Origin of the sequence: Amycolatopsis jejuensis (assembly GCF_000717335.1) — a bacterium.
Classification (GTDB): domain Bacteria; phylum Actinomycetota; class Actinomycetes; order Mycobacteriales; family Pseudonocardiaceae; genus Amycolatopsis; species Amycolatopsis jejuensis.
This window is the reverse complement of record NZ_JNYZ01000011.1, coordinates 14,465-38,722: the sequence shown is the minus strand read 5'-3', so window position 1 is coordinate 38,722 and position 24,258 is coordinate 14,465. Positions and strand designations below refer to the sequence as shown.

The 24,258-nt window shown below is 69.3% G+C and carries 24 protein-coding genes; 21 read left to right on the top strand and 3 right to left on the bottom strand.

Translation table 11 applies throughout. From position 1 onward, the window contains the following. Window positions 1–146 precede the first annotated feature (146 nt). Window positions 147–767 (bottom strand): hypothetical protein, encoded by a 621-nt coding sequence (locus tag OO71_RS15355; protein WP_033290460.1) that lies wholly within the window; start codon window positions 765–767, stop codon window positions 147–149. 163 nt (window positions 768–930) lie between these two features. On the opposite strand from OO71_RS15355, the gene OO71_RS50095 reads away from it, so the two are divergent. From OO71_RS50095 to OO71_RS15290, 14 genes are all read left to right on the top strand, one after another. Next, window positions 931–1,758, top strand: a complete 828-nt coding sequence (locus tag OO71_RS50095) for a hypothetical protein (protein WP_051791586.1) — start codon at window positions 931–933, stop codon at window positions 1,756–1,758. A gap of 64 nt (window positions 1,759–1,822) precedes the next feature. Continuing rightward, window positions 1,823–2,125, top strand: a complete 303-nt coding sequence (locus OO71_RS15345; RefSeq protein ID WP_033290459.1) for a hypothetical protein — start codon at window positions 1,823–1,825, stop codon at window positions 2,123–2,125. After that, window positions 2,122–2,931, top strand: coding sequence for a hypothetical protein (locus OO71_RS15340; RefSeq protein ID WP_245633678.1), 810 nt, complete (start codon window positions 2,122–2,124; stop codon window positions 2,929–2,931). The genes OO71_RS15345 and OO71_RS15340 overlap by 4 nt, the downstream gene beginning before the upstream one ends. Further along, window positions 2,928–4,235 carry a TrbL/VirB6 family protein gene (locus tag OO71_RS15335; protein WP_033290458.1) on the top strand — a complete coding sequence of 436 codons (1,308 nt, stop codon included), beginning with the start codon at window positions 2,928–2,930 and terminating at the stop codon, window positions 4,233–4,235. Before OO71_RS15340 ends, OO71_RS15335 begins: the two co-directional genes overlap by 4 nt. Then, window positions 4,232–5,722, top strand: coding sequence for an SCO6880 family protein (locus OO71_RS15330; protein WP_033290457.1), 1,491 nt, complete (start codon window positions 4,232–4,234; stop codon window positions 5,720–5,722). The genes OO71_RS15335 and OO71_RS15330 overlap by 4 nt, the downstream gene beginning before the upstream one ends. Further along, window positions 5,722–7,257 carry an ATP-binding protein gene (locus tag OO71_RS15325; RefSeq protein ID WP_245633677.1) on the top strand — a complete coding sequence of 512 codons (1,536 nt, stop codon included), beginning with the start codon at window positions 5,722–5,724 and terminating at the stop codon, window positions 7,255–7,257. Before OO71_RS15330 ends, OO71_RS15325 begins: the two co-directional genes overlap by 1 nt. Next, window positions 7,241–7,402: a hypothetical protein gene (locus tag OO71_RS50090; RefSeq protein ID WP_156096311.1), complete on the top strand. Its 162-nt coding sequence runs from the start codon at window positions 7,241–7,243 to the stop codon at window positions 7,400–7,402. Before OO71_RS15325 ends, OO71_RS50090 begins: the two co-directional genes overlap by 17 nt. 25 nt (window positions 7,403–7,427) lie before the next feature. Next, window positions 7,428–7,682: a hypothetical protein gene (locus OO71_RS15320; RefSeq protein WP_033290456.1), complete on the top strand. Its 255-nt coding sequence runs from the start codon at window positions 7,428–7,430 to the stop codon at window positions 7,680–7,682. Next, the gene (locus OO71_RS15315) at window positions 7,679–8,494 is read left to right on the top strand and encodes a C40 family peptidase (RefSeq protein ID WP_051791585.1); all 816 of its coding nucleotides are present in this window, start codon (window positions 7,679–7,681) and stop codon (window positions 8,492–8,494) included. Before OO71_RS15320 ends, OO71_RS15315 begins: the two co-directional genes overlap by 4 nt. An 85-nt stretch (window positions 8,495–8,579) precedes the next feature. Next, a complete protein-coding gene (locus OO71_RS15310; protein ID WP_084144968.1) occupies window positions 8,580–10,370 on the top strand; it encodes a type IV secretory system conjugative DNA transfer family protein in 1,791 nt (596 codons plus the stop codon). Then, window positions 10,367–10,957 carry a hypothetical protein gene (locus OO71_RS15305; protein ID WP_033290455.1) on the top strand — a complete coding sequence of 197 codons (591 nt, stop codon included), beginning with the start codon at window positions 10,367–10,369 and terminating at the stop codon, window positions 10,955–10,957. The genes OO71_RS15310 and OO71_RS15305 overlap by 4 nt, the downstream gene beginning before the upstream one ends. A gap of 244 nt (window positions 10,958–11,201) precedes the next feature. Continuing rightward, window positions 11,202–12,422 carry an alpha/beta hydrolase family protein gene (locus tag OO71_RS15300; RefSeq protein WP_033290454.1) on the top strand — a complete coding sequence of 407 codons (1,221 nt, stop codon included), beginning with the start codon at window positions 11,202–11,204 and terminating at the stop codon, window positions 12,420–12,422. Window positions 12,423–12,435: 13 nt separating this feature from the next. Further along, entirely contained in the window at window positions 12,436–13,962 is a 1,527-nt protein-coding gene (locus OO71_RS15295; RefSeq protein WP_033290453.1) for an AMP-binding protein, read from the top strand. Between the two features lie 25 nt (window positions 13,963–13,987). Next, on the top strand, window positions 13,988–15,406 hold the full coding sequence (locus OO71_RS15290; RefSeq protein WP_033290452.1) for an APC family permease: 1,419 nt from the start codon (window positions 13,988–13,990) through the stop codon (window positions 15,404–15,406). Here the strand turns inward: OO71_RS15290 and OO71_RS15285 are convergent. Then, complete coding sequence (locus OO71_RS15285; RefSeq protein ID WP_033290451.1) at window positions 15,391–15,990, bottom strand: TetR/AcrR family transcriptional regulator; 600 nt, start codon at window positions 15,988–15,990, stop codon at window positions 15,391–15,393. The two genes, OO71_RS15290 and OO71_RS15285, sit on opposite strands and share 16 nt — an antisense overlap. 141 nt (window positions 15,991–16,131) lie before the next feature. On the opposite strand from OO71_RS15285, the gene OO71_RS15280 reads away from it, so the two are divergent. The 7 genes from OO71_RS15280 (at window position 16,132) to OO71_RS50085 (ending at window position 22,374) form a co-directional block, all read left to right on the top strand. Next, a complete protein-coding gene (locus tag OO71_RS15280) occupies window positions 16,132–16,881 on the top strand; it encodes an SDR family NAD(P)-dependent oxidoreductase (protein ID WP_033290450.1) in 750 nt (249 codons plus the stop codon). Continuing rightward, the gene (locus OO71_RS15275; protein WP_051791583.1) at window positions 16,866–17,936 is read left to right on the top strand and encodes a phosphotransferase; all 1,071 of its coding nucleotides are present in this window, start codon (window positions 16,866–16,868) and stop codon (window positions 17,934–17,936) included. The genes OO71_RS15280 and OO71_RS15275 overlap by 16 nt, the downstream gene beginning before the upstream one ends. Beyond that, the gene (locus OO71_RS15270) at window positions 17,933–19,261 is read left to right on the top strand and encodes an aspartate aminotransferase family protein (RefSeq protein WP_245633676.1); all 1,329 of its coding nucleotides are present in this window, start codon (window positions 17,933–17,935) and stop codon (window positions 19,259–19,261) included. The genes OO71_RS15275 and OO71_RS15270 overlap by 4 nt, the downstream gene beginning before the upstream one ends. Then, the gene (locus OO71_RS15265; protein ID WP_033290449.1) at window positions 19,258–20,001 is read left to right on the top strand and encodes a 5-oxoprolinase subunit PxpA; all 744 of its coding nucleotides are present in this window, start codon (window positions 19,258–19,260) and stop codon (window positions 19,999–20,001) included. The genes OO71_RS15270 and OO71_RS15265 overlap by 4 nt, the downstream gene beginning before the upstream one ends. Beyond that, the gene (locus OO71_RS15260; protein WP_033290448.1) at window positions 19,998–20,897 is read left to right on the top strand and encodes a 5-oxoprolinase subunit B family protein; all 900 of its coding nucleotides are present in this window, start codon (window positions 19,998–20,000) and stop codon (window positions 20,895–20,897) included. The genes OO71_RS15265 and OO71_RS15260 overlap by 4 nt, the downstream gene beginning before the upstream one ends. Further along, window positions 20,894–21,883: a 5-oxoprolinase subunit C family protein gene (locus tag OO71_RS15255; protein ID WP_033290447.1), complete on the top strand. Its 990-nt coding sequence runs from the start codon at window positions 20,894–20,896 to the stop codon at window positions 21,881–21,883. Before OO71_RS15260 ends, OO71_RS15255 begins: the two co-directional genes overlap by 4 nt. A 131-nt stretch (window positions 21,884–22,014) precedes the next feature. Continuing rightward, complete coding sequence (locus OO71_RS50085) at window positions 22,015–22,374, top strand: hypothetical protein (RefSeq protein WP_156096310.1); 360 nt, start codon at window positions 22,015–22,017, stop codon at window positions 22,372–22,374. A gap of 134 nt (window positions 22,375–22,508) precedes the next feature. Here the strand turns inward: OO71_RS50085 and OO71_RS15250 are convergent, their stop codons facing one another. Beyond that, window positions 22,509–23,546 (bottom strand): hypothetical protein, encoded by a 1,038-nt coding sequence (locus OO71_RS15250; RefSeq protein WP_211260531.1) that lies wholly within the window; start codon window positions 23,544–23,546, stop codon window positions 22,509–22,511. Between the last annotated feature and the right edge of the window lie 712 nt (window positions 23,547–24,258).

Genomic DNA, 24,258 nt, shown 5'->3' with positions numbered 1-24,258 from the left:
GGCACGACAACTCCTGGGTCGGCGGCTGCCGGGCCTGACGTGTCGCACCCTCCCTGATACGACGGCCGCGGCGGCCAACTGGCAGTAAACCTACCGAGCGACCGTCAAATGTCAACAGGTGAAGTCAAAATGACTTGGGGTGGTGGTCAGTCGTGCTCGGTGGAGGCCTTCTGGTCCTGGGAGATGGCCGACAGGATCTCGATGAGGGCTTGCTTGTGGGCGCGGGTGGAGCGGTCGAGGGCGGGGCCGATTTCCCGTGCCTGGACGCTTTCCAGGCCGATGTCGTTCATCAGCTCCAGGATGCGCCAGTCGGAGGCTGCGAGTTTCGTGTCGGTGTCCAGGGTGCCGGCAAGGTGCTCGGCGGGGGTGGCGGGGTCGAGCACGCGCGCGTCGATGCGCCAGAAGTCGGCGAACCCGTTCACGATGGATGCGCGGGGCATCGGGCGGATGCCGGCTCCGATGTTGTTGATCTGCTGGCGGCTGATCGTGATGCCGCGCTGATCGAGCAGCCAGGTGGCTACCGCTTGGGCCGAGGCTCGTCGTTGCCGCAGTGCCGATCCGCTGGCCGCGATGACGTCGGGGTCGGTCACGACGGCGCCGTCTTTGCGGTAGTGGACGCGCGATTCCTCGGCCAGCAGGTGTTTCAGGCGTCCGGCGAAGGTGTCGAAGGACAGCAGTTTCCGGTGCAGTTCGGCCTGCTGTGCGGGGGATCGCCGGGGGATCGGCGAGTCGGACGGCGCGGGTGCGTCGTCGCGCTGCTCGGTCATGGATCCCCTCCGTCGTGCTTGACAAGCTCTGGTGCGCCGATACTCTGGCTTCTGTCGTGACAACAGAGCGCGACAAATATCCCATGATCAGCCCTCCTTGACAACAGCTGAATGCGTCATGCCCTCGAACGGGGGTGTGACGTGGTCAGACGGGAGGCGCGGCATGGTGATCTCGTCCAGCGCGACCGGTCCACGGCTCGCCGGGGCCAGCGCGGCTGGGGCGCGGGACGCATCGCTGTCGGCCCGGTTCGGGCTGGTGGTCCCGGTCGCAGGCGCGTCCGGTGGCGCGGGGGCCAGCGTGGTTGCTGCCGCGGTCTCGGATGTGCTGCAGCTGGCCGGGTATTCGGTGTTGCTGGCCGACACGGCGCACCCGGTGCGGTCCGGGCTCGGGAAGGCTGCGCGGGTGGACGGCCCGGTCGTCCGGGTGCCGGCACCGACCGGCCGGGTGCGGTTTTCCTGGCGGGCGCAGGCGCTGCTCGGGCGGGTGGAGGATGGCGGGGCGGCTCGGTCGGTGGCGCCGTCGTCGTGGTGGCTGCCGGGTGACCGGCGGGTGCAGGCCACGGTGGTGGACCTGGCGGGCGATGCGTGGGAATTGGCGGCGGATGTGCGGCTGGGCGCCGGTCGGTGGCTGACGCTGGCGGCGTGTCCGCTGCTGGTGGTGCGTCCGACGATGCCCGGGCTGGTGCAGGCAGAGCAGGTGCTGGCGCGGCTGGAGCCATGGGTGCTGACCCGCGTGATCCCGCCCATATCGCACCTGGTGGTGGCGGGTGCGCGGCGGTGGCCGCCCCGGGTCGCGGCCGCGGCCGGGCGCCGGACTGCATCCATGCTGGAGCACGCGATCTTCGTGCCGCACGATCCCGGCATTGCCACGACCGGGGTCACCGCCGACGTCACGCCTGAGAAGATCCGCGCCGCCTTCGCGCCGTTGCTGGAGCGCTGGCGCGCGGCAGCCGGGCCGCCACCGCGGCCAGGCAGTACGACATCCGCGTAGTTCCGCTGGAAGCCCTCCCTCTTCGGTGTCCCGGCTGTGCCCGGGGCGTGAGCAGGGAGTTGCGATGCTCAGCCACCTCGTCTGGGGATGGACGATCCACCTTGCCGACCTTCCGAACCCCGAGCCGACCCAGCCGCCGGGGGCGGACCAGATCCTGGGTCTGGTCGGCAATGTGAAATGGGCGGCCGGGATCGCGTTGCTGATCGGGTTTTTCATGGGCCTGGTGGTGTGGGCGGGCGGCCGCTGGGTCGATCACCACCGCGCGGGCAAGATCGGGCTGGTCATGATGCTGTGCGCGGTCGGCGGCGCCCTGCTGTACGGCATCGGCTGGACGGTCATCAACGGCTTCGCGGGGTCGGCGAAATGACCCGCGACCCCGACCACCGTGCCAGCAGCCGCGCCCGCGTGCGGCTGCTGATCGCGGTCCTCGCGAGCCTGGCCGCCGTCGCCGCGCTGGTCGTCGTCGCGCACCATCGCACGACGCCACCCGGCACTCCTTCACCGCCGCTGCCGCCCTCCGCTGCTGTCGGCACCGGCCGGCCGCCCGGCGATGCCGCGACCACGCTCGCCACCCGCCCGATGACCTGGCTCCCAGCCCAGGCCGCGCAACCCCATTCGCAGACCACCCGCACCGCCGGGCCGTCGATCACGCTGCCCGCGCCGTCGCTGCGGGAGGGCCGCTGGATCCCGGACGGCTTCCCCGCAACCCCGGAAGGCGCGCTGGCGCAACTGGTCGCGTTCAACCAGGCCGGAGTGTCCGGTGGCGACCCGGACACCTACGACCGCGCCTATGCCGTGCTGGCGCTGCCGGGTGCGCCACCGGTGGCCGAGGCGGGATTACATGTGCTGCTGCGCGAGTTCCGCGCCGCCGCGCACCTGGACCCGGGCGAGATGGCCGAGGGGCTGGTGGTGCGGTACGAGATCACCCACGGCCTGATCAAGGGCAGCGCCGAGGACGGCCGGTATGTGGTGGCGTGCACGCTCGGGCAGTTCACCGCGGACTATCACGGCTACGGCACCAGTGTCGGTGTCGGGGATTGCCAGGCGCTGCGCTGGACCGGCGCGGGCTGGCGGATCAGTCCCGGCGCGCGCGCCGCGTACGCGGCCTCGGCGTGGCCGGGCACCAGCGAGGCGGTCGACGCCGGGTACCGGGCACTGGACGGTGCCCGGTGAACCCGCTGGATTGGCTCGGCCAGATCGGGCAGCTGGGCAAGCTGGCCGGTGACGCGGCGGGCAAGGGCCTGGCGGTGATCGCCGGGAACGTGTTCGACACCATCATGTTCGGGATCTGGGGTTCCGGGCTGCTCGCGCTCCGGCTCGTCCTGGAGGGCATCGACGAGTTCTCGCGGTTCACGGTGTCCACCACGGACGGTCCGACCGGGGTGATGTGGCCGTTGATGCTGTGGATCAGCGGTGTTCTTGCGCTGGGACTGTTCTTCTGGCAGATCCTGTGGGCGGTATTGCGCGGCGGCAAGGGCTTCGCCAGGTTGCTGCTGGGGCCGATGCAGTATTGCGTGGCGCTGGCGGCGTCGGTCGGGATCGTTGCCGCGTTGCTCGCTGCGGCCGACGGGCTTACGACCGTGCTGCTGGGCTATGGGCTGCACAGCGACCGGTTCGCCGACGCCATGCACGCGCTCAACTTCCCGGACGCGGTGTCGAAGACGTTGACCGCGATCGTGCTCGGCGCGGCCGCGATCTTCGGCGTTTTCCCGGCCGGGTTCGGGATGGCGTTCGAGATGATCCTGCGCCAGGCGGGGATTTACGTGATCGTCGCGACGATCCCGATCCTGGCTGCCGGGTTGCTGGCCAACACCACCTCGCGCTGGTTCTGGAAAGGCGTCCGGGCGGTGCTGGCGCTCATCTTTCTCAAACCGGCGATCGCGCTGGTGATCGTCATCGGCGTGTCGACGATGGCCGGGCGGCAGGGCTTGTTCGGGCTGCTGTCCGGGGTGGTGACGTTGCTGCTCGCGTTGTTCGTTCCGCTGGTGCTGTTCAAGCTGTTCGCGTTCATCGACCCGAACGCCGGGGGCGCGCTGCGCGGGCAGCTCTCGGAGCTCGGCGCCGACAGCTATGGCCCGGACAGCCTGCCCGGCCGCCAATACACGAGCGCGTTCGACAAGGCGAAAAAAGCATGGCAGGACTGGAAATCCCGCGACGACGACGAGGACGGCGGCGACACCCAGGAACACGCCAACACCGAACGCTTCGACACCGCCGACCTCGACCCCGACCCCGAGCCCAGCGAGGACCAGGCCCGCGACGACGACCAGTCCGCGCAGGACGCCGAGGACCCGGGCCAGAGCGACGAGGAGCCCCTGGAGGCGGAGTTCGAGGACCTCGCGCCGGACGACGAGGTCGTTCCGCCGGAAGCAGAGGCGGTGGCCGACCCGGTCGCCGCCGTGGCATCCGACGACGACTCGCCAGACGACGATGATGACGATGACGAGGTCCCGCCCGGGACGGAGGTGGTCCCGTGAGCGGGCCTCGCGTGTATACCGGTCTCGGGCAGCGTGAGCATGCCGGGTGGCTGCTGGGTGTGCGGCCCGGGCAGGCCGTGACCTGTGTGGTGCTGGCGCTGCCGGTCGTGCTGCCGCTGGCCCGAGGCGACCTCCGTGGCGCGCTGGTCGCCGCTGTGGTCGCGGTGCCGTTGATCGGTTTGGTGGTGGTTCCGGTCCGGGGGCGTCCGGCGTTGCGGTGGCTGGTGCATCTGCTGCTGTTCCAGGTGGGGGTGGCGTTCGGCTGGTCGCGGTGGCAGTCGCGCGCCGCGACCGGCGCCGCGGTGGACCCTGCAACCCCGGATCTGCCCGGGACGCTGGCCCGGTTGCGGTTCCCGGACGGCCCGCCGATGCGCGACCTGGGCCGGGTCTGCCTGATCCACGACACCGGCGAGGCCCGCTGGGGCGCGACCGCGAAGCTCACCCACGGCGGCGTCGGGATGCTGTCGGACGCCCAATGCCAGCGCCTGGCCCACCGGTTGGGCACGCTGCTGGCGACGCTGGCGCACCGCGAGGTGGTCGACCGGATGTCGTTGCTGGTGCGCACTGTCCCGGACACCGGCGCCGAGTACGAGGCGTGGCGCGCCGCTCACGAACGCGCCGACGCGCCCGCCGCTGCCCGCCGGGTGGCGCGCGAGCTGGACCGCACCGTGGGTGCGGTGTCGGTCCGGCATGAGGTCTTCGTGACCTTCACCGGCCCCGAACACGCCTTGCGGCGCCCGGCTGCCGCGGCGGGAGGCGGGGTCGACGGACGCGCGGTCGTGCTGTACCGGGTGCTGGACGGGCTCACCGAAACGCTGCGGACCCTCGGCGCGCAGCGGGTCACCTGGCTGTCGGGTGCCGGACTGGCCGAGGCGATCCGGACCGGGTTCAACCCCGGATCCGCGAGCGCCCTGGACGCCCGGCGCCAGCACGGGGTCGCGTGGGCGGCCGCAGGCCCCGGCCGGGCGCCCGCGCCGACCGCGCGGGTCTACCGGCACGACGGATTCGCCACCGTGTCGTATGCGGTCCTGATGCCCGACACCGGCACCACCTTCGGCTCCCTGAGCGGGTTGCTGGCGGTGCGGACGGCGGGGGAACGGCGGGCGTTGGCGATCCACTACGAAGCGTTGTCCCCGCGCCGGGCCCGCAGCGCGGTCCGGGCGGGCCGGTTCCGTGCCGGAGCGGTCCGGGACTGGAAACGCTCGAAGGGATTCAGCGCCGCCGCGTCCGACACCCGGGCCGCGGCCAGTGCCCGTGCGCAGGAGCAGGCGGTCGCGGCGGGGCATGGGCTGGTGCGGTTCGCGGTCGCGACCGCGGTCACGGTGCCGGGGGAGTGGAGTGTCGAGGATCATGCCGCGCGGATGGAGAACGACATCGCCGGGCGGTTCCAGCTGCTGCGCCTGGATCTGGCGCAGGATTCCGGGTTCGTCACGGCCGTGCTCCCGGTCGGGATCGGCCTGCCCCGGTTGCGCGGCGGGGTCACCTGATGCCCGCCCGCGTCCCGGAACGCACCGCCGCCGACCTCCTGGCGACCTTCGGCCACACCCCCACCCCCGCTCCCACCCCACCGTTGCCGGCCGGGCACGCGCAGGAGCGGATCAACCGCGCCGTCGCGCCGCTGCGTGGACACGCCCGTGCCGGGCACGGCTGGTCACCGGTGCTCGCGCCGCTGCCGGTGTATCACGCAAGCACCCACGACATCGGCGGGCTCTTCCCGTTGCTGGTGGCCAGCCCGATGCCCGCGGTCGGTGCCCGCATCGGCTACGACGTCCTCTCCGGCGGCGCGTTCTACTGCCACCCCATCGAATGGGTCCTGCGCAGCGGGCTGGCGACCAACCCCAACATCGCCCTGTTCGGCGAACCCGGCCGCGGGAAATCCTCGACCGTCGTCGCGTTCGTGCTGAGGATGCTCAACTTCGGCGTCCGTACCCTGATCAGCGGCGACGTCAAAGGCGAATACACCCCCGTCGTCCGCGCCCTGGGCGCCACCCCGATCGAACTCGGCGCCGGCAACCACGCCCGGATCAACGCCCTCGACCTCGGACCACTCACCACCCGCTGGGACACCTGGACCCCGCAACGGCAACGCGACGAACTCACCAGCGTGCTGGGCCGCTGGGTCCAGCTGCTGACCGCGCTGACCGAATCCCAAGGTCACCCCCCGACCGTCACCGACGAAGCCGCCCTCGCCGCCGTCCTGCACCGCCTCGTCGGCGCCACCGACGCCAACACCCGGCTCCGGCCCATCACCATCCCGCACGTCCACCACGAACTCGCCAACCCCGACCCGCAGCTGTGGCACGACCTGCGCTACGCCGGGCGCCACGACTTCCTCGACCAGCTGCGCCCGGTCACCGACGCCCTGGCCAACCTCATCTCCGGAGCCCTCGCCGGCCTGTTCGACGGACCCACCACCGTCGACATCGACTGGCACGCTCCGGTGCAGAGCATGGACTTGTCCCGGTTGCGTTCCCGCGGTGACACTGCCGTCGCGGTCGCGCTGACCTGCCTCGGCGCCTGGTCGTCACTGGCCACCGACCTGCGCAGCGACGGCGACATCCGCATCGTCGTGCGCGACGAGTCCTGGCGTCAGCTGCGGCTCGGGCCCCGCGCGGTCGCCACGATCGACGCCGAACTGCGGCTGTCGCGTCTTGAGCAAACCATCCAGATTCTGGTGCTGCACAAGCTGTCCGACCTGTTGTCGGTCGGCGCATCCGGGTCCCAGGCCGCCGCGATCGCGAAAGACCTCATCGCATTGTGCTCGACCAGAGTCCTGTTCGGACAGTCGACCCGGGTCGCCGACGACCTCGCCGACGCGCTCGCCCTCACCCGGCCGGAACAGCAGCGGCTGACCGGATCGGTGAATGAACGCCGCGGGCGGGCGCTCTGGAAAACCGAGAACCACCCGGCGCACTTGGTGCAGACCGTGTTGTCCAGCTTCGAAAAACGCCTCTTCGACACCAACGCCCAACTCCGACCACCCCGTATCAGGAAAGGAACACGCGATGACCGACCCCATTGACGGAACCTGGAGCACGGAACTGGACTACCTCCGCAGCGAGTCCGCACGCGCCGCGGAAAGCGCCCGCCTCGCGGAGGAAGAACGCCAGATCGACGAGGACCTCCTCCGCGAGGACGACCAGCTCGGCGAGGGCCTGGGATACTGACCATGCCCGCGCCGCGGCGGCGCCGATGAGCCGCGCCAGCACGACAACCTCGACGATCGTGGTGATCGTCGCGGTGATGGTGCTCGGCGGCCTGCTGGCCGGAGCCGCGATCATCGCCGGGCACAACCCGGCACCGCGGTCGCGCTCACCAGCTGCGGCACACCCGCGGACGGAACCGGACGCATCGTCCACGACACGCTGGATGCGGACGCGACCGACATCGCCCGCACCATCATCGGCGTCGTCCAGGAACGCCGGTTACCGCGGCGGGCGGCGGTGATCGCGATCGCGACCGGCCTGGTCGAATCCGGGCTGCGCAACCTCGACCACGGCGACCGCGACTCCCTCGGCGTGTTCCAGCAACGACCATCCCAAGGCTGGGGCAGCCCCGCGGACATCCTGAACCCCGTCCACGCCACCAACACCTTCCTCGACCACCTGATCGCCATCCCCGGCTGGGACACCCTGCCACCCGGGCAGGCCGAACAAGCCGTGCAGCACAGCGGGTTCCCCGGCCGCTACGGACCCCGCGAACCCGAAGCCACCCAGATCGTCACCACCCTCTGGATCGGCCCGGACAACCCCACACCCGCATCGACCGGATGCCGCGACGAGGGCGCATCCGATGTCCCCCTGCCACCCGGCGACGGCCGGATGCCGGACGGATTCACGCTGCCCGCCGACCCGCAGCAGAAAGCGGCAGTCGGGTACGCGGTGGCACAGCTGGGAAAACGGTACGTGTGGGGAGGGAAGGGGCCGGACGTGTTCGACTGCTCCGGGTTGATGCTCGCTTCCTGGGCCGCCGCTGGGATCGGCATTCCCGCCTCCACTCTGGGCCAGGTCCATGCCGGGCACGCCGTCCCCGACCAATCGCAGCTGCAGCCGGGCGATCTGCTGTTCATCCCCGGATCGCTCGGCACCGCCACGAATCCTCGCCATGTCGGGATGTATGTCGGTGCCGGGCTGATCGTCGACGCCTACGACGAGCACCACGGCGTAATCGTCGAACGGCTCACCGACTGGTCCTCCCGGATCGTCGCGATCCGCCGGATCACGAATCCCTCCCCACCACCAGGAGGGAGCCCACGCTGATGCCCAACTGCCCGGCCCCTCCTTGTCTGGGAGGGGTACTGCTGTGTCTCGTCACCGCACCGAACCCGGCGTCGATCGAGACGTCATGCTCGGAGCATTGCTGGTCGCCGCGGGTGGTGTTGTCTGTGCCATCGTCGTGGCGTTCACGGCAGCCGCGACCCTGACCACCGGGTTCGCCACCGGGGTCTGGGCCTGGCCACCGGCACCCGGGATTCTCCGGCTGGCTGTGCAGGTCGTCACCGACCCCGGCCACCCCGCCCACGGCCTCGCCGACCCATGGGCACACGGCGTCTCCGGCCGGGAACTGGCCTTCTACGCCTACACCACCGCGGTCGTCATGGTCCTCGCGAGCCTGACCGTCGGCGTCTCCATCCCCACCTGGCGCCGCCTCGCCCCCCACGGCCCCGGCCACGCCACCCGCCGCCAGGTCCGCCGCACCCTCACCCCAGCCGCGGCACGGCGCACCGCCGCCTGGACCCGCCCCGACCTCACCCCCGCCCAACGCCGCCACGCGCCGATCACCCAGATCTCCGCACCCCTCCCGCGCGGACCCCACAAAGAAAAGCTCGTCGTCTCCCTCGAAACGCCGACCGGCACGATCGCCCCGACCCGGTCCGGGAAATCCCGCACCGACCTTGTCCACAAAGCACTCGACGCACCCGGCGCCTTATTCGTGTCCACCACCAAGGACGACCTCGCCGAATGGTGCCTGCTCGCCCGCTCCCGCCGCGCCCGTGGCGGGGTGGCGTGGCTGCTGGACATGACCGGCACCGTCACCTGGCCCCGCCACGTCCGCTGGAACCCCATCGCCGGCTGCAACGACCCCGCCGTCGCGCTCCGCCGCGCCGAAACCCTGATCGAAACCTCCGTGCTCGGCATGGACGAGGTCGGCGGCAACGACAAAGTCTTCCGCGGCCGCGCCCGCATCGTCCTGCAGGCCTACCTCCTCGCCGCCGCCAGATATCACCGCGGCATCGACGACATCATCACCTGGGCCCTCACCAAACCCGCCGACCAGGAACCCGCCGACCTCCTGCAACGCGACTACCCGCACCTGGCCTACAACCTGCGCACGGAAACCGGGATGGTCGCCGAAACCGCCGACGCCGTCTGGATGAGTGTCCGCCGCGCCCTCGAAGCGTTCATGAACCCCGACATCCGCGCCCTCTGCACCCCTGCCACAGAGGACCCGTTCGACATCGACACCGTCCTCGACACCGGCGGCAGCGTGTTCGTCATCGCCGGCCAGCACCAAGCACCCCAAGCCCGCCCTGTGCTCAGCGCGTTCGCCGAAGAATTCCTCAGCCGCGTCCAAGACCGCGCACTACGGCAGGAATATCGCCGCAACACGCCCCCGGTGACCACGATCCTCGACGAACTCTACGAAGGCACACCCGTCCCGCGGCTGCCCGGGTTCATCTCCGACATCGCCGGCCGCGGCGGCCCCATCCACTGGTCCGCCCAATCCCGCGGCCAGCTCGACGAACTCTACGGTGAACATGGCCGCAAAACCCTGATCGACAACACGTTGACCCTGTCGATCTTCCCCGGCATCAAAGACGACCACACCCTGGAATGGCTGTCCACCATCAGCGGGCAACACCGCCGCCGCACCTACCAGCACCACGCCGACGGCCTGCTCAGCACCGGCCGCGGCTCCATCGGCAGCGAAGACACCCCGACCTACCGCCCCGGCGACATCCGCACCCTGGACCGCAACCGAGTCCTCCTCCTGCACGGCAACCTCAAACCCATCCTCGCCCGCACCATCGACATCACCCACCGCCCCGACTGGCCCTGCCTCGACGCCGACGTCACCACCATCCGCACCGGCAACGCTCAGGCCGCACTCGACCGCATCACGGACCCGACGTGACCGACGACGACGACATCCCGATCCCTGAGGACCCGGCACGCACCAACGCAGAAATCGCCGCGATGGTCGAACGGCTCTGGTCCGCGGCCCAAGCCCACACCGCCCGCCTCGAACACCTCCACGAACGCCTGCTCGCACTCGAAGCCGACGACGCATCGAACCCCCAGCACCTCGCCCCCTGGCTCACCTTCCCACCCCCACCCGCCGCGGAAGACCCCGAGTATCAAGGCGAGACGCCGCTATTCACCATCGCTTGCTTCGTCCAGTACTACAACCAGGTCTACGTCGGACGCACCGGAAGCCACGCCGTCGCCATCCCCGACTGCTGGCTCAACCACCCCGGCCTGCTCGCCGAACTCGCCACACTCACCTACACCTGGCGCGCCGCCCACCTCGGCCGCCACGCCAACGCCCGGGACGCCCAATACTGGCACGACCGATGGCGCCCCGCCTTCACCGAACGCCTTGCCGCAGAATGGGTTCACCCACACTGCCTCACCGACACCCACAAGCCAGTCGGTTCGGGTGAGCTCAAGGATCGCTATACGAGGGACACAGCACCTGCCGGGGACCCGGCGCGCACTTGAGTTGGCCCAAGCTAAGGACCTCCATCGGTGGGGAGGCCATCGGAGCGGTGGTGCCTCTCATCGCCACGCAGAGCGGAGGTTGCCAGGTCAGGGTTCAGGTTGTAGCAGTCGACGGCAGCGCTGCGAGGCCGACCTGGCTCGGTTGACCAGACAAGGCTGCCTGATGCAAGACCCCTTGCATTAGATCGCACCAACGTGCATACTCGCTCACTAATGCAAGATAACTTACATTAGGGGTGCAGTGGTGAAACAGCTGTTCTTCGCCGACAACGAGAACTTCTGGTTCGAGACGTTGCGGTCGCTGGGACACATCGCGTACGGCGGCGCAGATCTCGGCGAGGTGCTGGTGACGGCCGACCGGATCAAAGCCGGGGACTATGACAGCTGGTACGACGAGTGGTCCGCGACGGCGGAGCGGCTGTGGCAGGTCGCCGTCGAGGCGCAGGGCGGCGGGCACGTCGTCACCGCGCGCGATACGTACCTGCGTGCGTCCAACTACTACCGGACCGCCGAGTTCTTCCTGCACGGCACCCCGGACGATCCGCGGATCAGCTCGGCTTACGGTAAGTCGATCGAGGCGTTCCACCGGTTCGTGGAGCTGTCCGGGCCGGAGATCGAGCGGGTGGCGATCCCGTACGAGGACACGACGCTGCCCGGGTACTTCTACCGCAGCCCGCTGCCGGGCCGGCAGCCACTCGTCGTGATGCACAACGGATTCGACGGCACCGCTGAGGAGCTGCGATTCTTCGGCGCGCTCGCAGCACAGGAGCGCGGTTACCACGTGCTGTGCTTCGACGGTCCCGGACAGCCCGGTACCCGGCATCCGCAAGGGCTGCTGTTCCGGCCGGATTGGGAGAACGTCGTCGGTCCGGTGCTCGACCATGCGCTCACCCGCGAGGACGTCGATCCGGAGAAGGTCAGCCTGTACGGGGTCAGCCTCGGCGGGGAATTGTGCCTCCGCGCGGCAGCTTTCGAACCGCGGCTGAAGGCGGTGATCGCGAACGACGGGGTGTACGACTTCGGTGCGTTCGCCATGAAATTCGTCGACGGCGACCGCGCCGCAGTGGAACATGCGGTGACGGCCGAATCGGCCCCGGAGACCGACGCCGCCATCGCCGCGGCGATGGCGGCCAACCCGAGTGCCCGCTGGGCGTTCGAGCACGGTCAGTTCGTGATGGGCGGGAGCACGCCACGGGAGTTTGCCGCGAAAACGCTGGATTACCACGTACGGGACGGGATTGCCGCCCGGGTGTCGTGCGCGGTGCTGATCTGCGAGGCCGCCGAGGACCTGTTCTTCCGTGGCCAGCCCGAGCAGGTCTACGACGCACTGACCACTTCGGACAAGACGTGGCTGCGGTTCACCGAGGAGGAAGGTGCTGACGCGCACTGCCATCTCGGCGGCCAGCGTTACGCGTTCGCCCGGATGCTCGACTGGCTCGAAGACCGCACGCCGGTGAACCGCTGAAGGAGGACGTACTGTGCCGGTTCCCTTGAACATCAGGGATTTCCTCGACCGGGCGGAAGCCGGGTTCGCCGCGCGCATCGCTGCGGTCGACGAACCTGTGCAACCCGCCCCGCCTTGGGGCGAGCTGACCTACGGCGCCTTCGCCGCGGCCGCCCGCGGACTCGCCGCCCGCCTCGACGACCTCGGTGTCGAACGGGGTGCGCGGGTCGCCTTCCTGTCGCAGAATTCGGCCCGGCTGCTCGCCGCATTCTTCGGGGTGTCCGGATGGGGACGCGTGCTCGTCCCGGTCAACTACCGGCTCGCCCGGCCGGAAATCGAGCAGATCCTGGACCACAGCGGGGCGCAGGTGCTGTTCACCGATCCGTCGTGCGCGGAGCTGGTGCAGAACACCGGTGTACCGCACCGGTTCGTGCTCGGCGCCGACGACGATTTCCGGCAGCCCGGCCGGGAACCCGCCGAATGGGCCGAGGCGGACGAGCTCGCGCCGGCGACGCTCAACTACACGTCGGGCACCACCGGCGCCCCGAAAGGGGTGGTGCTCAGCCACCGGAGCCTCTGGCTCAACGCGGCCACGTTCGGGCTGCACACCGGGCTGAGCGACCGCGATGTCTACCTGCACACACTGCCCATGTTCCACGTCAACGGCTGGGGTATGCCCTACGCGGTCACCGCGGCCGGTGCGAAGCACGTCGTCCTGCGGCAGGTCGACGGTGCCGAGATCCTCCGCCGGATCGAGCAGCACGGGGTCACGCTCCTCTGCGCGGCCCCCACCGTGGTCGAGTCGGTGCTGGCCGCAGCCGAGACTTGGCCGGGCGAAATACCCGGACGCGGCCGGGTCCGGGTGGTCGTGGCCGGTGCACCGCCGCGCACCGGCACCGTCGAACGCGTCGAAACGGTGCTGGGCTGGGAACTCATCCAGATCTTCGGCCAGACCGAGACGTCCCCGCTGATTACCGTCACGCGCACCCGCGCGGAATGGGATCCGCTGACTCCGCGCGAGCGGGCACAGCGGTTGCGCCGGGCCGGTGTCCCGGCGCTCGGGGTGAAGGTGCGGATCAGCCCGGCAGGGGAGGTGCTGACTCGCTCGAATCACAACCTCACCGGCTACTGGCGCAACGAGCAGGCGACCGCCGAATCCGGTGCGGCGACCTGGGTCCGCACCGGCGACGTCGGGCACGTGGACCCGGACGGGCACCTCGTGATCACCGACCGGAAGAAGGACATCGTGATCTCCGGCGGGGAGAACGTGGCTTCGGTCGAGGTCGAGGACGTGCTCACCGCGCACCCTGCGGTGCACGAGGCCGCGGTCATCGGCACGCCCGACGAGAAATGGGGGGAACTCGTCACCGCGCTGGTGGTGCCGGGTGATCCGGCACCTGCCGAAGCGGACCTGATCGAGCATTGCCGGGCACATCTGGCCGGGTACAAGTGCCCGAAGCGGGTGGTCTTCGTGGACCGCCTGGTCCGTACCGCTACCGGCAAGCTCCAGAAGAACGTGTTGCGCGACAAGTACGCGGCCGGTTCCTCCGGTGCGCGCTGACCCCCTGCACAGAAAGCGGTCCGACATGACCGAAACCCCGCTCCGGCAAGCAGCTTCCCCCGGCTTACGGCAGAACTCCGTCGGCGTGGCCGGCATGGTGTTCATGGTCGTCGCCGCCACCGCGCCGCTCACCGCGATGGCGTCGAACCTCTCGCTCAGCCTCGGTCTCGGGGTCGGCTCGGGTACCCTCGGCTGGCTGCTGATCGTCGGCGTCCTGCTCGCCGTTTTCACCACCGGGTACGTCGCGCTGAGCCGCCGGGTGGTGAATGCCGGTGCGTACTACGCGTTCATCGGTTTCGGGCTCGGCCGGTCTGCTGGGTCCGCTGCGGCGTTCATCGCCGGCATCGCCTACAACATGGCTGCCGCGGCGATGGCTGCGGCCACCGGGTACTTCGCGTCGATCGGGTTCGCCACGTACTTCGACGTCCACCTCGGCTGGTACGTCTATGCCGCGGTCGCGCTGGCCGTCGTCTGGGCGCTGGGGTTCTTCGGGGTCCGGATCGCCTCGCGCGCGACTGCGGTCATCTGCGTCACGCAGTTCCTCCTTCTCGCCGTCCTGGCGGTGGCGATTCTGGTGCGGCAGCCGGGTGGATTCACGTTCGAGGGTTACTCGCCGTCAGTGATGTTCGACGGGAATTACGCACTGGCTCTGGTGTTCTGCATGCTGTCCTTCGCCGGATACGAAGCCGCCGCGATCTACGGTGAGGAGTGCGCTGCGCCCGGACGCAGCATCAAACGTGCGACGTATCTCGCGCTCGCGCTCCTCATCGTCGTCTTCCTGTTTTCCACCTGGTCATTGGTCGCTGCGTTCGAGGACGTGGCCACTGCGGCACAAGAAGATCCCGGCACGCTCGTGATGCGTGCGGCGCAGCACTATCTCGGCAGCTGGGCGGTAGTCGCGATCAGCTTGCTGCTGGCGGTGAGCTTCCTTGCTGCTTCCGTGTCGTTCCACAACATGGCGGCGCGCTACCACTTCTCGCTGTCGCGGGCCGGGCTGCTGCCGCGCAAGCTTTCGGTGGTACACCGTCGGTTCGGGACTCCGGCGGCCGCGTCGCTGGTGCAGATCGTGGTGTGCGTGGTGGTGCTGCTGCCGTTCGTGCTGACCGGGATGGACCCGCTGACGAACCTTTTCCCGGCCGTGTCGGGCGTGACCTCGCTGGCGGTCACCGGACTGATGGCGGGCGCGGCGATCAGTGCCGCGGTCGCGTCGTTCCGGGGTATCCTGCCCGGCGGCGCGTGGCCGGTGCGGGTGGCGCCGATGGTGGCGGCGGCCGGCCTGATCGCGATCGGGGTGATCATCGTGCTGCACTACCGGGAAGTCACCGGGAGCGACTCCGGGTACGTCGCGTTCATGCCGGCGATCCTGGTCGTCGGCGCGGCCTACGGGGCCATCGCACAGCGGCGCCGCCGGGACGTGCAGCTGGAGGCTCACTTGCAGGAGTGACCGGCCGCCAGCGCGCGGTCGACGAGCTCCTCGATGTCGGTGTGCGGGGCATACCCCCACAGCGCACGCAGGTAGAGCGGGGCGAGGATCAGGTCGAGCACCATGTCCGCGGTCGGCGGATGCCCGCCCTGGTCCGCGTCGCGGTCCAAGCCGCGCTGGATCTGCGCGAGCCGGCTCTGCAGGTAGTCCGTCGCGTGCTGCCGGTCGGCCTCGGGCGCCCCGCCGAACGCCGGTGACATGGCGGTCGCCATGGCCTTGAAGAACGCGAATCCTTCGCCCCGGTGCAGTTGTTCGACCACGGCGCTCGCCCAGGTGATCAAGTCGGTGCGCAGGTCGCCGGTGTCGGGGAACGGTGCTTCCTCGTTGAGCTGCGTCGTGGCGACGTCGAGGAGCAGCGTTTCCATCGAGCCCCACCGGCGGTAGATCGTCACCTCGTGCACCCCGGAGAGGTCGGCGACCTCGCGCACGGTCGGATCGGTGGTCCCCGCGGCGAGCAGCTTCCGGACGGCCGCGTGCACCGAAGCGCGGGTGCGCGCGGTGCGTCCGCCGGGTCGCCGCTGCGGGGCGGAGGAAGCCGTGCTCATGCCCTCACCGTAGCGGCCGCCGGACCCGGGCGGTGCCGACACGCGAGTCTAATGACATGGCTCTTGCATTAATGGCCGGAGCGTGGGCATACTGGAGCTCACAAATGCAGGAAAACTTGCATTTAACGAGAAGGGATCGGCATGAGCTACTCCGGCACCACGCTCGCAGGGCGAGCCGCCGTCGTCACCGGTGCCAGTTCGGGGATCGGGGCACAGATCGCCCGCGAGCTCAGCGCCGCGGGTGCCCGCGTGCTGCTGGTCGGCCGCCGGACCGAGCGGCTCGGACACTTGGCTGCGGAGCTGGGCGGGGACGCTGCCTGGCTCGGCGTCGACGTAACGGCGGACACCGCGCCGGCGGACATCGTCACCTGCGCGCTGGAAGCGTTCGGCAGGCTGGACATTCTCGTGAACGCCGCCGGGGTGTTCGCGCCGGCTCCGTTCACCGAAACCACTGACCAGTCGCTGGACGAGCAATGGCAGGTGAATGTCCGCGCTCCGTTCCGCCTGGCGCGCGCGGCGGCCGGGCATCTGCGCGAAGGCAGCTCGATCATCTTCGTGTCGTCGATCTGCGGATACGTCGGCTTCCCGAACTCCAGCGCGTACTGCGCCACGAAGGGCGCGGTGGAGCTGCTGGTCAAATCTCTGACCGCGGAGCTGGCGCCGAAGGGAGTGCGGGTCAACGCGGTCGCCCCCGGCAATGTCCGCACCGACATCAACGCGCATCTCCTCGCCGATGCGGACTACGAGAAGCAGATGCTCGCGTCGACGCCGGCCGGCCGGATCGGCGAGGTCGAGGACATCGCGCCGGCAGTGGTGTTCCTGGCCTCACCCGCAGCGGCCTACATCCACGGAACCAGCCTGCTCGTGGATGGCGGATGGGTGGCGAGCTGATGCCGGCTCGCGCCACGCAGATCAACGAACTCCTCACCGGTGGCGGGCTCACCGCGACCGGAGACGTCGATCCCGGTGCGCTGAAAGCCGTGCTGTACCGCGAATACGGCTTGACCGGGCAGCTGCGCCGCCTGGCGTCGGAGAAGGACGAGACGTCCGTCCTCACCACCGCCGAGGCCGAGTTCGTCGTCAAGGTCGCGCCGGTTCAGGAAACCCGTGCGGTGGTGGAACTGCAGACCTCGGCCATGATCCTCGCCGCCAACACGACGTCGCTCCCGGTGCCGCGGGTGCTGCGCACTCGCGCCGGCAGCGCGGAGACGGTCCTTGCGGGGGACCAGGTGGTGCACGTGATGGAGTTCCTGCCCGGGACAAGCCTTGCCGCGCAGGATTGGGCATCGTGGCGGCCGCAGGTCATCGGGGCCCGGCACGGCGAGCTGCTCCGCGGGCTCGCGTCGTTCGCCCATCCTGCCGCGCACCGGCGGCTTCCGTGGGACCTCACGCATCTTCCGGTGCTGGCCGGACTGATCGACGACCTCCCCGATCGGCCGCGCCGGAACCTGGCCACCGCGGTGCTGAAGGCCTTCCGGGACACGGTCGTCCCGCAGCGGCCGCATCTGCGATCCCAGGTGGTGCACGGGGATTTCAGCCCGTACAACATCCTCGCCGATCCGGCGGGCACCCGGTATGTCACCGGAATCATCGACTTCGGCGACGTCCACCACGGCCCGGTCATGTTCGACGTCGCCGTCGCCGCGTCCGGCCTGCTCGATCACCGGCACCCCGATCCGTGGCAGTACGCGGACGGGCACGTCACCGGATTCGTGACTGAAATGCCGTTGCCCGGCAGCGAAATCGAGCTCGTTCCGGTGGCGGCCGCCGCGCGTACCCTGCAGCGTGCGCTGATCGCCGGGTGGCGCGCCCGGCAGGTCCCGGACCGGGCCGCCTACGTGCTGGACCACGCCCGGCACGACTGGGCCGACCTCGAAGCCGCCTTCTCGACGGTGTCCGAGGCCGCCGGCCGGTTTGCCGCTCTCGCCGAAGGGAACGCATCATGACGACCTCGCGCAGCGGGGTGAGCCCGGTGGGCATGGTCAACGGCTACACCCTGGCCGACCGGGAGCGGCAGACTGCCGGGACCAAGGCGAAACTCGACCGGCGCGCCGCCCTGCTCGGACCGGGGTACCAGCTCTTCTACGCCGATCCGGTCGAGATCTCCCATGCGCGCGACGTCCACCTCTACGGTCCGCACGGCGAGGAATACCTGGATGCCTACAACAATGTCGCCTCGGTCGGGCACGCCCACCCCGCTGTCGCGGCAGCGGTATCGCGGCAGCTTTCCGTGGTCAACACGAACACGAGGTACCTGCAGGACGGCATCCTCGAGTTCTCCGAGCGGTTGCTCGCGACGTTTCCCCCGGAACTCGACCGCGTCACCTATACCTGCACCGGTTCCGAGGCCAACGACCTCGCCGTCCGGATCGCCCGGCAGCACACCGGCGGTACCGGGCTCATCGTCACCGCCAACGCCTACCACGGGGTCACGGCGACCGTCGCCGAGTTCTCTCCTTCGCTGGGGCCCGGAAATGCACTGGGTACCCACGTGCGGCTCGTCGGCGCACCGGGCGCCGGGGAGCCGATGCGGAACCAGGTCCGCGCCGCGATCGCAGATCTGGCGCGGCACGGGATCAAGCTGTGCGCCTTCATCGCCGACAGCGTCTTTTCGTCCGACGGTGTGCGTACGCATCCGGTGCCGGTGCTCGACGGCGTCGCCGACGAGGTGCATGCGGCCGGCGGGCTCTACATCGCCGACGAAGTGCAGGCCGGGTTCGGCCGTACCGGCGAGGATTGGTGGGGATTCCGTCGGCACCGGGTGATACCCGACCTCGTCACGCTCGGCAAGCCGATCGGCAACGGATACCCGGTGTCGGCGGTGGTCCTGCAGGAGCGCGTCGGGCGGGAGTTCGATCGCACTGTCCGGTACTTCAACACCTTCGGCGGCAGCACCGCGGCGATCGCAGCCGCACAGGCGGTCTGGAACGTCATCGAGGAGCAGGACCTCATCCGCAATGCCCGCGTCGTCGGCGCGCACCTCCGATCCGGGCTGGTGGACCTCGCCGCCGAGAGCCCGTTCGTGTCCGAGATTCGCGGGACCGGCCTCTTCTACGGGGTCGAGATCGTGAATCCGGAGACCGCGCAGCCCGACGGTGCGCATGCCCGTGACCTCGTCAACGCGCTCCGGCACCGGCACGTGCTGATCTCCGCCTCCGGGCCGGACGGCAATGTGCTCAAGATCCGGCCACCGCTGACGTTCCGGCCGGAGCACGTTGACCGCCTTCTCGAAGCGCTCGATCTCGTTCTCCGCGCGGAGTGGGCGCGATGACCGGCCGGATCGACCTGAACGCCGACGCGGGGGAGAGCTACGGCCGCTGGTCCCTCGGCGACGACGTCCGGCTCTTCCGCTCCATCTCGAGCGTGAACGTCGCGTGCGGGTTCCACGCCGGGGACCCATCGACGATGCGGCAGACCGTGGCGGGTGCCAAGCAAGCCGGGCTGGCCATCGGCGCGCATCCGGGATATCCGGACAAGCTCGGGTTCGGCAGGCGGGCGATGGCCGTGTCGCACGAGGAAACCGTCGACTACCTCGTCTACCAGGTCGGGGCCTTATCGGCGATCGCGGCCGGTGAAGGGGTGGTGTTGTCCCATGTCAAGCCGCACGGCGCACTCATGGGTGCGGTGTGCCGGGACCCCACGCTCGCACTCGCCATCGCCACCCGGCTGCAGGAGATGCAGCCGGGTATTCCGCTGATGTTCGCGCCCTCGCCCGCCCTCGACGCGGTGCGTGCCGCCGGCCTGCCGGTGATCCCGGAGAACGCCGTCGACCTCGACTTCGGCGACGACGGCCTCAACGTGGTCGAGCCGAGGCCGGCGGCCAAGGACCCCGACCGAGTGGCCCGCTGCGCGCTCGAGGCAGCCCATGGCCGGGCCACCACCGTGTCCGGCCGGGTGATCGCCATGCCGGTGCGGTCGATCTGTGTGCACGGTGACCGGCCGAACGCCCCGGAGATCGCGGCGGCGGTCGTCGCGCGGCTGCAGGCGGAGGGAATCGAGGTCCGCGCATGAGCAGTAGCGTCTACCGGGAACTGCCCGACGGCAGCCGCGCCAGCTACGGCGGGGACGAGTTCCTCTTCGTCGAGATCTGCGAGGAGATGAGCCTCCAGACGGCCTTTCGCGTGCAGACGATCACCGGCCGGATCCGGCGCTCCTGGTTCCCCGGCATCGTCGACGTCGCCCCCGCCAACACGAGCTACCTGCTTCACCTCGACCCGGACGTCGTCGCCCCGGCCGCGGTCATGGACGCGCTCACCGAACTGCACGACGACGGCGGGGGAGCGGACGGAGTGATCACGACCCGGATCGTCGAAATCCCGGTCCACTACGACGATCCGTGGACGCGCGAGGTCTGCCTGCGGTTCCGGGCCGGGCACCAGTCCGCCACCGGGACCGACCTCGAGTACACCGCGCAGGTCAACGGGTTCTCGGACCCGGCAGGGCTGATCGCCGCGCACACCGTCGCGCCGTTCATCGTCACGTTCCCCTGTTTCAAGCCGGGCAACGCCGAGTCGTTCCAGCTCGTGCCCCGGGACCGGCAGCTCCAGGCCCCGAAGTACCTGAGCCCGCGCACCGAAACCCCGGAACGCGCGGTCGCCCATGGCGGTTGCTTCACCGTGGTGTACCCAACCGGCGGCGTGGGTGGGTACCAGCTGCTCGGCCGGGCCGCGATCCCGGTCGTCGACCTCACCGGCAGTCAGCCCGGTTTCGAGGATTCGGTGGTCCTCACCCCGATCTCCACGCTGATCCAGTTCCGCGCCGTCGACCGGCCGGAATACGACGACATCCGGGAACGCGTGGCGGCCGGTGCTTATGCAGTCGCCGAGCATCCGGTGGACTTCTCATTGCCCGCATTCACCGAAGACCCGGCCGGATATGCACGGACCCTCAAGGAACTGCTGCGATGATCACCGTGCTCACCCCCGGTCTGCACACGCTGGTACAGGACCTGGGGCGCGGCGGCTACTACTCGATGGGACTGCCGCCCTCCGGCGCGCTCGACCGGTACTCCCACCTGTGTGCCAACGCCCTCGTCGGCAACGCCCCCGGCGCCGCCACCCTCGAAATCACCATGACCGGCCCCGAACTGCATTTCCGGGACCGCACCACCATCGCGGTCACCGGCGGCACCGCGGACCTCCGGATCAGCGGTTGCCCCCGTCCGGGCTGGACCACGCACGCAGTCGGTCCGGACGAGACAGTCCACATCGGACCGATCAGCGCCGGCGCGCGAGCGTATCTCGCGGTCCGCGGCGGGATCGGCACCCCGCCGGTTCTGGGTAGCCGGTCGACCTATGTTTCCGCGGGCATCGGCGGCCCGACCGGAACTGCGCTGCACGCCGGTGACGTCCTGCCGTGCGGCGACGACCTCGCGGGCCGCGAACCACCGTGCGGAGTATCGATCGACCACCGCCTGCGGCCGTGTCCGGGTGCGGCAAGCCCCATCCGGTTCGTCGAAGGGCTGTGCCACCACCGATTCCGGCCAGAGTCGGTGACGGCCTTCCGCGACCAGGCATTCACCGTCACCCCGGTCTCCGACCGGACGGGTTACCGCCTCGAAGGACCGAAGCTGGACTTTGCCGACCGCACACCCCCCTTCGGCGCCGGAGACAACCCGAGCAACGTCGTCGACGTCGGATACCCGGTCGGCTCCCTCCAAGTACCCAACGGAGACCAGGTGATCTGCCTCCTCAGAGACGCCGTGACCGGCGGCGGCTATGCCACTCTTGGCACCATCGTGTCCACCGACATAGACGTACTAGCCCAGCTGAAAGCCCCGGACCAGATCACCTTCGAACCGGTGGGAATCGACCGGGCACTGCAGCTGCGGGCAGACCGGAAGCGCAGGCTGGAGCGGGTCAGGGTGAGCCTGAACCTGTACACGCACTTCTGATTCTTCCTTAACGGTTGATCACCGAGCCCGGATTCAGCGTAGCTCCCGCTCAGCAGCTCCGCCGCCGAGAGTGCGATGACGGCATTTCCTCGGACGGCAGGTCCTCGTCCCCCGAAATCCGGCTCCGGGCGATGCCCGCTCAACTCTCCGAACGGGGCGGCTTCTGCGCCGGTTCGTACGAGATGTCGAACGTCCTCACCGAGCCATCGCTCGAGGTCAAGCCGAGCGGGCAGGTTGTCGAAGGAACTGGGAATTGTCGTGCCGAGGTGGTCTTCAGCGAAGATGCGAGTGTCCGACCTGGTGTGGCGAGGCCCGGGCTGGACGCTGCGGTCGAGGATTCCGTTGTGTGCCAGGACCGTGCTTGCCTGCCGATTGACCCGGAACGGGTGGATGTTGGCTTTCGTGATTTTCCCGTGGGTGCCGAGCCTGCTGTGGAACAGTGCCGGTCCGTTGGGGTGCTGGCGGCGAAGGGCGGTGAATTTCTCGAGTGATTCGTCGAAGTTGAAGGACTTGCCGATGAGGATTCCCCGCGTGGTGACGATGGCGTAGCCATGCCCGTCGCCATTGAAGTCAGCGCCGCGGGCCAGCGCTTCGGGATCGGGCAGGAGTCCCGCGGGAAGGTAGGTCAGCATGCACATGCGAGGACCTCGGATTCGCGTGACAGGGCGGAGTATTCGGGCCGCGCGTTTGCCCAGTCGTGGAACGCGTTCCACGACCAGCCGTCGTTCTGCAGGATGGCGCCGACGGTGAGTTGCTCGGTGTAGCGGACGCTGGCGTCGGCGAACCCGAGTGCCGCCTGTACTTCCTGAGGTTTCATGCTGCTGGCGAACATGCGCAGCTCGAAGGTCGTCGAGTTCTGGACGTTGATCGCCAGGTGGCGTGGGCGGTCGCGATCGCCCTTGCAGACGTCTTTGACGTCGGCGCGTTCGGCAGGGGAGAAGGCTGCCCAGTGCGAGTTGTACCGGCGGGCGAGCAGCTGCACCTCACGAGCGTTCCGGTAAATGAACTTCATCCACCGAAATACGTGCGGCGGTCCGCTGAATGCGTCGCGGCTGACGTGGACGTGGAGACCGACGTCGGTGCCGTCGCAGCCTCGTTGGGCGAGCTCGTCCAGCAGTGTCCACGGGAAGTTCTGCTGTGCCCAGGCAAAGGACATCGGGTGGGTCACGAGCTCGAAGCCGACCTGGATAGAGCTGTCCTCCTTGAGATAAGCGACGCCAGCGAGCTGGTCATTGCAGAGTTGGCAGAGCTGTGCGTCTCGTTCCGGCGTGTTGATTTCCAATTCCAAGCCGAGGAAGAGTGGCCCGGTGCCAAGGAAATTCGGTTCGGGCTGGTAACCGGACCAGTGAAGGTGCTCTTCCCAGTGTTCAATGATTGCGGAGTGGCAGTCGTGACACCTGGTGCGCTCGCATACCAAGGTTGCACAGTCGAGGCATTCCCGGTAACCCGACGCAGCTGCGCATTCCTCACACAGCCGATAGCCGCTGTCGTCGGCTACCGAGAGATATCGATAAATGTTGTCGCATTGATCGCAACGAACGTAGTGCAACGACACACAGTGGTCGCAGACGAATTCCTCGTCGCAATTGACCCGGGTGATCGCACGGGTGACTTCGGTATAACAATGAACGCAGGAATCCTCATCTTCAATAACGGCTGCCAACTTGGCTCCCTGAGGCCAGCCGTCTGCCGTCGCCTGGTGATGCGGACGTGGTCGGCAGGACGGGATGGGCCGGCGACGCCGGCAGCCCACGGGCGTGGGCTGCGCGCCGATCAAGCGCGGGCAGGGTGCGGCGGGCCCTCGTTGCCGGAGGTTCGGTTAGCTGGGAGCCGCCCGCTGCACCCTGCCCGCGCTACGGTTGTTGCGGTCCACGTCTGCTGGCGCCGCGACGGCGCACGCCGTAGCCGTGACTGCTGTGGAACGTAAACGGATACCGCTTCCAGCGTGCATGACGGTCGCAGGTCAGGGCGTCAGCCGCTGAGACGACCACGTGATCGGACGGATCCGGCGTGTTCGAATCCTCCGATACGAGGCACACAAGTTGCCGTGGTCGATGACCAGGTCGTAGTCCGACACCCACACCGCGAACCAAGGCTCGGCCGGAGAACCGCGACGGGCCGCGGAGTCCTCCGTGAGCGGCACTCCCGGTGGCTGTGTGCTGCGGTAGGTCTTGAGCGTTCCGTTGATCATTGGGCAAGCGACTGCCGTGTACGCCGCGCACTGCGGGTGCAACGCAGGTTCGTTCGTGCACTGCCGGGGAATATCGGACATGCGGAGCAGGAGAACCAGGGGCTGGGGCGCAATCCGACGCCCGCACACTCCGCACAGCCGGTGGATGAGAGCGTGTTCGGAGGATGTTTGCTCGATGCTACCG